Raw genomic sequence first — 11,157 nt, 5'->3', positions numbered from 1 at the left:
CGATCCACCGAGGCGACGAAAAAGCCAATCCGCCGCAGCAAGGATAACGCTCGTGCCCTAAGTTAGCGCCTATGGGACTAGAGCCCGCCTACAACCCAATTCTGATAAACTGCGGGCAGCCAGTCACCGCATAGCTTGGCGTCGTCAACGTCCCTACGCCCGTGAAATAATGGCAGATGAACCCGTCCGTTGGATCCTTTTCATCGTGGTAGAGAACTGCGGTTGACGTAATCAGCAACCCGCCAATGGTCACCGCTGCAGTTAAAACTATCAGTATAGCCAGACCGGCGATTGCTCTGCCCATTTTAGCCCGACACCCACCTAAAGCCGATCGGCCCGCGCATGGCGGGAGTGCAGGTTTTAACCTCACCGATCGAAACCGACTTCATCACAATGAACGGCGACAATCTCAACAAGTCAGTGCATGACCGGCGCATCGGAATTCTGCTGGATCGAATAGATGTGTTGGCTGGGAAATAGCACAATTAGGCGCTCCGCGAAGGTAATCGCTGAGGCTGAGTGCGCCGAACGCGCCGCAAAGACGGCAAGATTGAAATCGCTTCGCATGGCAACTCAGGGTGACCTGAAGGTTTCGTTCCCGGAGGAGCTCGATTGCTCGCTGCTTGTCGCGGCACTGACTCGATGCGAATCATTGGGGCCAGCCTTTCAACCGTCTCAATGATGGCTTTGGCAAGGGCTTCGCTTTCATGGACAGGCTCGGAACCGAATAGCAACAAAACTGCTTCCTCGCTCGGCAACACGCCGGCTGGGCGGACCTGTTCAATAGCCCATGCGAACCAGTTTGAAGGCCGCCCAGGCGCTGCGGATGTTCTCTTGGACTCCATGCTAGCCCACCATGTCACGCAGCGGCTTCTTGCGGGTCTCAGCCAAGATGTTGCTAATATGCGGGACAACGCTCTTCGCTCTAGCGGGGCCGGCCCAGCGGCTTGGTTGCGAGGGGGACTGGCAGCTGGAGGCCGCTGGGCCTTGACCACCAGCGAGCTTAAGAGGAGGCGCTGTGCTGGCTGACCAAAACTTGCGCTCAAGGCAACGGAATAGCATCATTCGAACGAACACTGTTCGTCAGTATGTTCCTCATGCCGAACATCCGGAGGGCGGTCAATCTGCTCAACGGCAGGCCAGCGACTAAATGGAGCCGCATTTTGCCGCCATGTCGAGAGGCTGACGAACCTATTGTTTCGGTCGGCAGGGGCTCATGGTCGGGGAGATGATGATGCAGCACCTCGCCAAGGTTCCGCTTGTCGAACGTCTGGCCACAACGGGGCAGGTAGGACGGCCCGACAGCCAATCGGGGGTGACCAGCGGGCGCCGGGCTAACCAGCGGGCAATTGGGTCCGTTCGGCGTGAGCTGTGGGCCTATCCCCCCGCTTAGCCCCTGCAGATCGGACCGATCGGCTCCGCTCAGAGGAGGAGCGCGGGCTTCTCCTTGTCAGTACGATGCGCCAGATAAGGGGAGGCCGGCACCGCTTGGGGGGCGTTGGGGTAGATTGCCTTGTAGGGCGCCGGCCGGGCGGCGTTGGGGTCCGCCGCACGAATAAGCTAACAGAGGTTGGGACCTTGGGTATGGCGTGATCGCGGAAGTACCGTGCTTCCAATAGCTAGCCGGCCAGCGCCATGCCGACGGCAATGCCGATGCCGATCGAGAAATCCAGTGGCGAGCTTGCCGCCGAGGTCAATGGGACAAAGGCGCCGAGGGCACCGCGCCAGTTCCCTCGGGAAATTGGCTAAAAGCTCAGGCCGACGCGCGGACGTTGTGCTTGCGCTTCATGAAGTCCTTGGCGGTCTCGACCGCCACGGCCGCGTCGCGGCAGTAGGCGTCGGCGCCGACGGCTTTGCCGAATTCCTCGTTGAGCGGTGCGCCGCCGACCAGCACGACATAGTCGTCGCGGATGCCCTTTTCCTTCATCGTGTCGATGACGACCTTCATGTAGGGCATGGTCGTGGTCAGCAGCGCCGACATGCCGATGATGTCGGGCTGGTGCTGTTCGATGGCGTCGAGATATTTTTCCACCGCATTGTTAATGCCGAGGTCGATGACATCGAAGCCTGCGCCCTCCATCATCATGCCGACAAGGTTTTTGCCGATGTCGTGGATGTCGCCCTTGACGGTGCCGATCACCATCTTGCCCTGCTTAGGCGCGCCGGTGGCGACGAGCAGCGGACGCAGGATGAACATGCCCGCCTTCATCGCATTGGCGGACAACAGCACTTCCGGCACGAACAGGATGCCGTCGCGAAAATCCTCGCCGACGATGCGCATGCCTTCGACCAGTGCCTCGGTCAGCACCTTGTAGGGCGCCCAGCCGCGCTCGAGAAGGATGTTGGTGCCTTCCTCGATCTCTTCCTTCAGCCCGTCATAAAGATCATCGTGCATCTGCTGCACGAGTTCGTCGTCGGAAAGCTCGGAAAGGATGATCTCGTCGTCGGCCATTTTTAATCCAGCTCCTTGCCGCAGATGCAATTGCGGGGCCTCAAATATCACGTCAATACCTAACCCGCTACAGGCTTGCGTCCATAGCTGATTTGCGACTTCCCGCAAAAGGAAAGCGACTGCAAATCTATTGGAATTCTTGTCGATTTTGCGACAGGCGTTGGCGCTGGCGAGCCGTTTCGAATAGGGTGCATGGCTACGATCCGGCCAGAAGCCGCGATATGCGGCCGTAATAATTGCGCCAGAACAAAAGTCAGGGAAGAACGATCATGAGTGAGAACGCGCCGGTCGACCAGGAAGCGTCAAACGCGCGGCGCGGACGCGCCGCCAGCGGTGGTGCCGCTGCCCGGCGGGCAGCGCGCTCGGGTGGCGGCCCCGGCACCCAGCTCACCTACATCAAGCGCAAGATCAACGTCTATGAGGTGCTGGACGAGGAAGGGCTGGCGCTGATCGAGAAGAACACCGACACGGTGCTCGAGGAGATCGGCATCATCTTTCGCGACGACGCGGAGGCGCTGCAGCTGTGGAAGGAGGCCGGCGCCGATGTCAAGGGCGAGCGCGTGCATTTCCCGAAGGGGCTCTGCCGCTCACTTTTGAAAACCGCGCCGTCCATCTATACCCAACATGCCCGCAATGCCGAACGTTCGGTGCAGATCGGTGGCAACGCCACCGTCTTCGCCCCGGTCTACGGCCCGCCCTTCGTGCGCGACCTCGATGGCGTCAGGCGCTATGCGACGATCGAGGATTTCCGGAATTTCGTAAAGCTCGCCTATATGGCGCCGTCGATCCATCATTCGGGCGGCACAGTGTGTGAGCCGGTCGACGTGCCGGTCAACAAGCGCCATCTCGACATGATCTACAGCCACATCAAATATTCGGACAAGCCGTTCATGGGCTCGGTCACTGCGCCGGAGCGCGCCGAAGACACGGTTGCGATGGCCAAGATCGTGTTCGGCGACGATTTCGTCGAGAACAACACGGTGCTGACCAGCCTGATCAACGCCAATTCGCCGATGGTGTTCGACGAGACCATGCTGGGTGCGCTGAAAGTCTATTCGCGCCACAACCAGGCCTGCATCGTCACGCCGTTCATTCTCGCCGGCGCGATGAGCCCGGTGACGGTCGCCGGCACGCTGACGCAGGTTCTAGCCGAAGTGCTGGCCGGCGCGTCGTTCACGCAGCTGATCCGGCCGGGCGCACCGGTGCTGTTTGGCACCTTCGCCTCGTCGATTTCGATGCAGTCGGGCGCGCCGACCTTCGGCACGCCGGAGCCGTCGCTGGTCTCTTATGGTGCGGCGCAGCTCGCCCGCCGGCTTGGCCTGCCGTTCCGCACCGGCGGCTCGCTGTGTGCTTCGAAGATACCGGACGCGCAGGCGGCTTATGAGAGCGCTAACACGCTGAACTCAACGATCCTCGCCGGCACCAATTTCGTGCTGCACTCGGCCGGCTGGCTCGAGGGCGGGCTCGCCTCCTGCTACGAAAAGTTCATGATGGATATCGACCAGCTCGGCATGACGCAGAAGTTCTCGGAAGGCGTCGACCTGTCGGAAAACGGCCAGGCGATGGATGCCATCCGCCAGGTCGGTCCGGGCAGCCACTATCTCGGCTGTGACCACACCCAGGCCAATTTCCAGACCGCCTTCTACCGTTCCAACATTGCCGACAACAATTCCTACGAGCAGTGGCTGGCCGAAGGCGAAAAAACCGCACCGCAGCGCGCCAACGAACTCGCTCGCCGCTGGCTGGAAAGCTATGAGGCGCCGCATCTCGATCAGGGCATCGACGATGGGCTAAAGGACTTCATCGGCAGGAAGAAGGCGTCGATGGCCGACGCCTTCACCTGAAAGGAGCCCGAGTCAGGCGGGGCTAAAGTCGCCAACATCATCCACAAGGAAGTCTGGCGGAGCGCCTTCTCCGACCCGGACAGGAAGCGATGATTTGCGCGTCGCGGGTGAGGACGAGCGGCGAGGGAACGGTGCCAATGCCTTTCAATCCAACCAGGCGAAACCGGAACATTGGCACGCCGAAGCAGGGCCATGGGCAAAACAACTGCATGATCGTTCCCCGACCGTGGACATCGGCTGGATGGTGTGCGGCGCAGCTCAATCCTGGCCAGACGCTGCGCAGGACGGTGAATGGCAGGGACGTAACGCTCATTGTCGAAAAGACGAGCGGTGGGTGTGTTCACGCATGCTCGGTCGAAGATGTTGTCTTCCTTCTCTCTCATGTTCCTCTCGCTGACTGGGCCGGGCTGGAAACATTTGTCTTGCGCCAACCGACGCGAAAAGCGCGGGTACTCAGACCGGCGTGGGGGCGGATGTTTTGTTATGCCGATCTTGGTTTCCGCGGATCCTCGATCGAAAAAAGTGGTCCGGCCTTATTTTTGGAAGCCTGTAATGTAGGCGACACCATCAAATGGTCCACATCGCTGGACCCTGAGGATGCGGCAGAGTTGGACAGACTTCGTTTGGACGGTCACAAAATCAGCCGGGTTGGGAAGAAGCATCTCGTTTCCACCTCACTCGATTCAGTGCGAGCCACGCAGCTCTATCGCACCCTTCTGCATGAGATCGGCCACTGGGTTGATTGGCTTGGAAAAGTGGAAGCGCCGTTCGCCCAAGGTGAGGACTACTCAACACTTTATGACCGCTATTTTGCCCGGCCCAAAGGTGAAGTAGAGGCGTTTGCGCACCGCTACGCCGATAATTTGCGTGAGACGCTTGAGAAAAGGGGAGTAATCCCGTTTTCAAGGATCGAAGGGTGACAGAGTTCCTTGAGCGCAGCATGGTCGAAACCATCGCGGCAGCGCTTTCGGCCTCCGGCCTCATGCTTCGCGGCGGCTTCAATTTTGCAGGTGGTGAAGAAACACCCTCCGGTCTCTCCGGCGCTGCCGCCAAATCCGTGCTGCTGGTGGGGCAGGCAGGCGCCGCGCCATGGCCGCATTTGCTGCGCTGGAAGGAAAGCCAATCGCGGACTATCGCCAATCCGGTCGACACATGGTCGCGCGAAGTGATCGACGCAGTGGCGAACGACTTCGGCGCGCGTGCCGTGTCACCGTCCGACAGGCCGTATCTGCCGTTCCAGCAATGGGCGATGCGGGCGGAAGGGCTGAAGCCGTCGCCGCTCGGCATCCTCATGCATCCCCAATACGGGCTCTGGCACGCCTATCGCGGCGCGCTGCTGTTCGAGGTCGAAATAGCGCTTCACGAACCCCGCGGCGTGATTCACCTTTGCGACACATGTGTCGACAAGCCTTGCCTGAAATCCTGTCCCGTCAACGCGTATTCTGCGGATGGTTTCGCGTATGAAACTTGCCTGGCGCATGTGCGTGGGCAAAACGGCGCGCCTTGCCGAACCGGCGGCTGTCTCGACCGCAACGCCTGTCCCTACGGCACGGCCTATCGCTATCCCCCAGAGGTTCAGGCTTTTCATATGGCGGCGTTCGCGCGTCTGTAGCGTCGCCAAATGCCGCACAAATGTTGAATGAGGCTGCCTCATTACGACTTGCCCTGTTGGCCTGCGCGGATATGAGCGCCACTGGAAGCGATTGGCGACGCTGTTCAGTGAAACGTTGGGCTAGCTCGCCGGAGCCGGCGACATAGTCTCGAAACATAGCTCCTGAATACCGGCGGCAGTCGTTTTGATCAGGGGGCATGATGCGGGTTTCTCTCACGAGCAAGGTTCTAGGCTTTTGCCTGTTGACCGGCGCCATGGTCCTGCCAGCCTCCGCCGATCAAGCAAGATGTTCCTGCCGGAACCTGCGCAGCGTTCAGGAAGAACTTAAGAACGCCGAGTATGAAGCGATGTTCTTCGCCGATATGGCGGCGAAGCTCAAGGCGGTTGAGGATCCGCTGATCGAGGCGCACAAGAACCCGACCCATCCCGATTCAGACGTTAACATCCAGGACCGATCGTCCAGGGCGCGCGCCGAAATCATGCGCACGTTCAAGCTTCCTCACAACCCGGCCTACGGCTACTCGGGTCCTTTGACTGTGGACATGAAGTTTGGCAGCTGCGAGCAGAAGCCGGCCGATCTCGAGGCACTGCGCGCCGGCTCGCAGTGCAAGGAAATCGCCGACATCACGCTGGCTCACGAGGCCGCGCACAGGGAGAGATGCGCAAGGGAAACCGCTGCGGTCTATTGGGACAGATTGCCCAGTCAGATCGCCGCCGAAGAAGCCGAACGCTATCGGGCGCAGGCCAACGCCATGCGGGCGCAACTCAAGCGCATCGTGGATGAGGGGACAATCACCGTGGAAGCGAAAATGGAGCCCCGGGTCAAGGGTCCACAGTTCGATGTCACTTATTCCTATGTGATGCCGTCGATCGAGATGGAGGGCAAGAGCTCGCCTGGGTCGGACAGTTGGACGGTGAACGGAAAGGGCAAACAATCCGGCAAGATCAAAAACATGAAGATTGGCGGCATGACCTGCAAATCGAGCGGACAGCTCAACGACGACATCGATATGGCGCTGGATACGGATGGCCTTGTTATGAACCTCAAGAGCAAGTCGACAGGCCGACCCGGCGACATAAAGGTTAACTGCAGGGGCGGTTACGGCATGTCGATGCGTCCTCAAGGCGAAGTCGGCAGCGGCGAGGTGTTTGCAGCAGAACGCTTCGAGAGCGAGGCGGATATCTCGCAAGATGTCAGCACAATGCCGTTTGCCAACATCGTGACACAGGGCGGCATGTCGGTCAGCGGCAAGCACACAGTCATCGTGCGCCTGGTCTGTCCCGGAGAGTGAGGAGCACCCATGGTTGGTGTTCTCGAAGGCGGTTTGTCTTTTTCTTTCGACCACCCCAAGGAATCGCCGCTAGCCTTCGTCCAACAGGCAAATGATGGCGATGATGCTGGATGAAAGCGAAGCCTCCGACGCCGAGTTGATCGGGCGGGCGAAGGGCGGAGACAGGCGGGCTTTCGGCAAATTGCTCGAAAGGCACTATGATTTCGTCTATCGCGCCGCATATCGCTGGTGCGGGAAGAAGGCCGACGCCGAGGATATCGCCCAGGAAGTCTGCGTCCGGCTCGGCCGGGCGATCCGCGACTATCATGGCAGCGGCGCCTTCACCACCTGGCTCTACACCATGACGCTGAATGCGGCACGCGACATGATGCGCAAGACCGTCCGCGAGACGATCAAGACCGAAGCCTACGGAGCTTACGAGCTGATCTCGGGAGAAGCCCCGGCCGAGCCCGAAGATCCAGCTGAGGCGCTTTGGGCGGCGGTGCGGACGCTACCGGGCAAGCAGCGCGACGCGGTGCTGCTCGTCTATGGCGAAGGGCTGAGCCACGCACTCGCTTCCGAGGCGATGGGGATCTCGGAGACGACGGTTTCCTGGCACATCCATGAAGCTAAGAAACGGTTGAAGACGCTCATGCTTTCAGCCGGGGAAGTGTGATCATGGTCGACGACAATGAACTTAACAGGCTGCGCGACATTGCAGCACCGGCACCGGGTACCGACGCGAAGGCGCGTGCCTTAGAGGCCGCCATGCGGGCTTACGACCTGGACGAAAAAACTTCACCTGCCGCCCAAGGATCGGCGAAAGGGCTTCGTCTCACAGAGCGAGCACAAAAGCTCTGGAGCGAAATCATGCAAAAGAAACTCTTCGCCACGCCGGCCATTGCCGGGCTCGTCGCCCTGCCGATAGCCGGATACGCCACCATCTATCTGCTGCAGGAACAGCCGTTCCCTTCCGGTGGCGACGAGAAGATCGCCGAAACGCTGGCCGACAAACCAGTGGCTAGGAAGAAAGCCGATGTCGACGCCGAAAGCCGCGTCGCAGTCGAGGCGCTTGAGCCGGCATCGCCGCCGAAGTCAGAATCGGCTGCCGCCGGCGGCCTGGCAAGGCAAGGTGCGCTGACCAGCAATGCGCCTCCGCCGGCGTCGAGCGGCGAGTTCGCACAGGACGGCGGCGCAAGCGCCCCCGCGCTCAATGGAATGGCCGGCACAACGGCCGAGTCCAAACTGATGGTGCAACCGCCTGCCGCTATGCCGGCCGACCAGATGCTGCCGCAGGAGCAAAACCGCGACCGCATCGAGGATTTTAGGACCAATCCGGTGCGTGCCGCGCTCGAAGACCCCGTGTCGACCTTCTCGATCGATGTCGATACTGCCTCCTATTCCTTCGTGCGGCGTTCGCTCAGGGAAGGTATTGTGCCGCAAGCCGACACGGTCCGCGTCGAGGAGATGATCAACTACTTCCCCTATGACTGGAAAGGTCCGGACGTTGCCTCGACGCCGTTCAACTCAACCGTCAGCGTCATGCCGACGCCGTGGAACGAGCACACCAGGCTGATGCATGTCGCCGTCAAAGGTTTCGACGTGAAGCCGGCCGAGCAGCCCAAGGCCAACCTGGTCTTCCTGATCGACGTTTCGGGCTCGATGAACGAGCAGGACAAGCTGCCGCTCCTGCAGTCGGCATTCCGGCTTCTGGTCAACAAATTGGGGCCCGACGACACGGTTTCGATTGTCACCTATGCGGGTGACGCCGGCACTGTCCTCGAGCCAACCAAGGTCTCGGAGAAGGACAAGATCCTCAATGCCATCGACACTTTGACGCCCGGCGGCAGCACGGCCGGCGAGGCGGGCATCAGGCAAGCCTACTGGATGGCGCAAAAGTCCTTCGTCAAGGATGGCGTCAACCGGGTGATGCTGGCCACGGACGGCGACTTCAATGTCGGCCAGACCGACGACGAGGATCTGAAGCGATTGATCGAAAAGGAGCGTAAGACCGGCGTGTTCCTGTCGGTGTTCGGTTTCGGTCGCGGCAATCTGAACGATCAGATGATGCAGACCATCGCTCAGAACGGCAACGGCACCGCCGCCTATATCGACACTTTGGCCGAGGCGGAGAAGGTGCTGGTCGAGGATGCGTCCTCGACGCTGTTCACCATCGCCAAGGACGTGAAGATCCAGGTCGAGTTCAACCCGCAAAAAGTCTCCGAATACCGGCTGATCGGCTACGAGACCCGCGCCTTGAACCGCGAGGATTTCAACAACGACCGCGTCGATGCCGGCGAGATCGGCTCCGGCCATTCGGTCACTGCGATCTACGAGATCACGCCGAAGGACAGCGGCGGCGAGCAGATCGATCCGCTGCGCTACGGCCAGGCGTCGGTGAACAATGGCGGCGTCGCCAATGCCGACGAATATGCCTTCGTCAAAATCCGCTACAAGCTGCCGAACGAGGAAGCCTCGAAGCTGATCACGACGCCGGTGACATCAGCCAACGAAGTGGCTGATTTCGACCAGGCCAGCACCGACCAGCGTTTCTCCGTTGCCGTCGCGGCCTTCGGCCAGAAGCTGCGCGACGAGGATGCGACCGCAAAGTTCGGCTACGGCAAGATCCTGGAGATTGCCACTGCCGCCCGGGGAGCCGACCCGTTTGGGTACCGGTCGGAGTTCCTCTCGCTTGTGCGCCTTGCCTCTGCGCTTGGCGGTAACCGGTAGTGACGATACGGCCGGTTTTCTTCAGATGGGATCGTTCTGGTAGGGGAAACCGACCCACGGGCGGTGAGGCAGGCCGGCGAGGGAAACCTTGCCGGCCTTTCATTATTTGCAATTTCGATATCGATTGTGACGAGTAGCCGATAGACCGTCAGGCGCGGCTGCGCCGGCGCTCGCGGCGGGCTTCGCTGGTCTCGACTGGGTTGACTGTCGCCTGCTTGTTGCGCATCGGGCCGATGCGCTCGACGATTTTCTCGACGGTCGGGCGATCCGACCTGGTGTGCGCGTCGAGCGCCTTGCGCATTGCGGCCAGGTGGGCGAACGAGGTGCCACAGCAGCCACCGACGATTTTGGCGCCGGCATCGACGGCCAGCCTGACATAGTCGGCCATCAGTTCGGGCGTGCCGGAATAGTGGATTTCGGCGCCGCGAAATTCCGGAATGCCGCAATTGCCCTTGACGATCACCGTCGCCTCCGGCTTCGCCTCGGTCATGTCGAGCAGTGAAGCGAGAATGTCGGAGGCGCCGACGCCGCAATTGGCGCCGACACCGAGCGGCGCCTGCGGCAGCCCGTGGGCGACGCCGTGGATGTCCTTCGGCAATAGCCCCATCATGGTGCGGCCAGCGGTGTCGAAGGAGCCGGTGTAGGTATAGGGCAGGCCGACGCGGATCGCTGCTTCGGCTGCGGCGCGGATTTCGTCCGGCGCCGACATGGTCTCGATCCAGGCGACTTCGGCGCCGCCGGCCTTCAGGCCCTCGATCTGTTCGGCAAAGGCCTCGACCGCCTCGTCATAGGTCATGGCGCCGAGCGGCACCAGCAACTCGCCGGTCGGGCCGACCGAGCCCGCCACGATGACCTTGCGGCCGGCTTTATCGGCGACAGCGCGGGCGATCTCGGCGGCGCGCTTGTTCAGCGCATGCACGCGGTCCTGCGCATGGTGCAGCTTCAGCCGGTGGCGGGTGCCGCCGAAGGAGTTGGTGAGAATGATGTCGGCGCCGGCATCGACGAAGTTCTGGTGCAGGCTGGTGATGGTGTCGGGAGCCGTCTCGTTCAGCAACTCTGGAGCCTCGCCGGCCTCGAGCCCCATAGCGAACAGATTGGTGCCGGTGGCGCCATCGGCAAGCAGAACGCCCTTTTCGGCAAGCAGCGCGTCAATTAGATTGGTCATTGAAAATACGCCTTCCGGGGATTCCAAGCAGACTTCGCTCCCGCTACGTCTGCTTACGTTGTTGTATTGCCGCAGGTTCTCGT

At 61.0% G+C, this 11,157-nt stretch carries 8 protein-coding genes; 6 read left to right on the top strand and 2 right to left on the bottom strand.

Annotation, left to right across the window (positions count from 1 at the left end; genetic code table 11):
* Positions 1–1,753 precede the first annotated feature (1,753 nt).
* Entirely contained in the window at positions 1,754–2,452 is a 699-nt protein-coding gene (locus AC0L25_RS16285; protein ID WP_095494578.1) for a corrinoid protein, read from the bottom strand.
* A 269-nt stretch (positions 2,453–2,721) separates the two neighbouring features.
* Between AC0L25_RS16285 and AC0L25_RS16280 the strand changes: the two genes are divergently transcribed.
* The 6 genes from AC0L25_RS16280 (at position 2,722) to AC0L25_RS16255 (ending at position 9,909) form a co-directional block, all read left to right on the top strand.
* Complete coding sequence (locus AC0L25_RS16280) at positions 2,722–4,296, top strand: trimethylamine methyltransferase family protein (protein ID WP_473596434.1); 1,575 nt, start codon at positions 2,722–2,724, stop codon at positions 4,294–4,296.
* A 137-nt stretch (positions 4,297–4,433) separates the two neighbouring features.
* Positions 4,434–5,216 carry a hypothetical protein gene (locus tag AC0L25_RS16275; protein WP_473596433.1) on the top strand — a complete coding sequence of 261 codons (783 nt, stop codon included), beginning with the start codon at positions 4,434–4,436 and terminating at the stop codon, positions 5,214–5,216.
* A gap of 20 nt (positions 5,217–5,236) precedes the next feature.
* Positions 5,237–5,908: a hypothetical protein gene (locus tag AC0L25_RS16270; protein WP_473596440.1), complete on the top strand. Its 672-nt coding sequence runs from the start codon at positions 5,237–5,239 to the stop codon at positions 5,906–5,908.
* A gap of 200 nt (positions 5,909–6,108) precedes the next feature.
* The gene (locus AC0L25_RS16265) at positions 6,109–7,200 is read left to right on the top strand and encodes a hypothetical protein (protein ID WP_473596432.1); all 1,092 of its coding nucleotides are present in this window, start codon (positions 6,109–6,111) and stop codon (positions 7,198–7,200) included.
* 94 nt (positions 7,201–7,294) lie between these two features.
* Positions 7,295–7,855, top strand: a complete 561-nt coding sequence (locus AC0L25_RS16260; protein WP_473596431.1) for an RNA polymerase sigma factor — start codon at positions 7,295–7,297, stop codon at positions 7,853–7,855.
* Between the two features lie 2 nt (positions 7,856–7,857).
* Positions 7,858–9,909, top strand: coding sequence for a vWA domain-containing protein (locus AC0L25_RS16255; RefSeq protein WP_473596430.1), 2,052 nt, complete (start codon positions 7,858–7,860; stop codon positions 9,907–9,909).
* Positions 9,910–10,057: 148 nt separating this feature from the next.
* Here AC0L25_RS16255 and bmt read toward each other — a convergent pair whose 3' ends face one another.
* Positions 10,058–11,074, bottom strand: coding sequence for a betaine--homocysteine S-methyltransferase (bmt, locus tag AC0L25_RS16250; protein ID WP_473596429.1), 1,017 nt, complete (start codon positions 11,072–11,074; stop codon positions 10,058–10,060).
* Positions 11,075–11,157: the final 83 nt, after the last annotated feature.

It is taken from the genome of Mesorhizobium sp. WSM4813 (assembly GCF_055811555.1).
This window is presented reverse-complemented; position numbering and strand designations above follow the sequence as displayed.

Coding starts and splice junctions, on each gene's coding strand:
- AC0L25_RS16285 (WP_095494578.1), bottom strand. CDS start 2,452: ATGGCCGACGACGAGATCATCCTTTCCGAGCTTTCCGACGACGAACTC.
- AC0L25_RS16280 (WP_473596434.1), top strand. CDS start 2,722: ATGAGTGAGAACGCGCCGGTCGACCAGGAAGCGTCAAACGCGCGGCGC.
- AC0L25_RS16275 (WP_473596433.1), top strand. CDS start 4,434: ATGCCTTTCAATCCAACCAGGCGAAACCGGAACATTGGCACGCCGAAG.
- AC0L25_RS16270 (WP_473596440.1), top strand. CDS start 5,237: ATGGTCGAAACCATCGCGGCAGCGCTTTCGGCCTCCGGCCTCATGCTT.
- AC0L25_RS16265 (WP_473596432.1), top strand. CDS start 6,109: ATGCGGGTTTCTCTCACGAGCAAGGTTCTAGGCTTTTGCCTGTTGACC.
- AC0L25_RS16260 (WP_473596431.1), top strand. CDS start 7,295: ATGGCGATGATGCTGGATGAAAGCGAAGCCTCCGACGCCGAGTTGATC.
- AC0L25_RS16255 (WP_473596430.1), top strand. CDS start 7,858: ATGGTCGACGACAATGAACTTAACAGGCTGCGCGACATTGCAGCACCG.
- bmt (WP_473596429.1), bottom strand. CDS start 11,074: ATGACCAATCTAATTGACGCGCTGCTTGCCGAAAAGGGCGTTCTGCTT.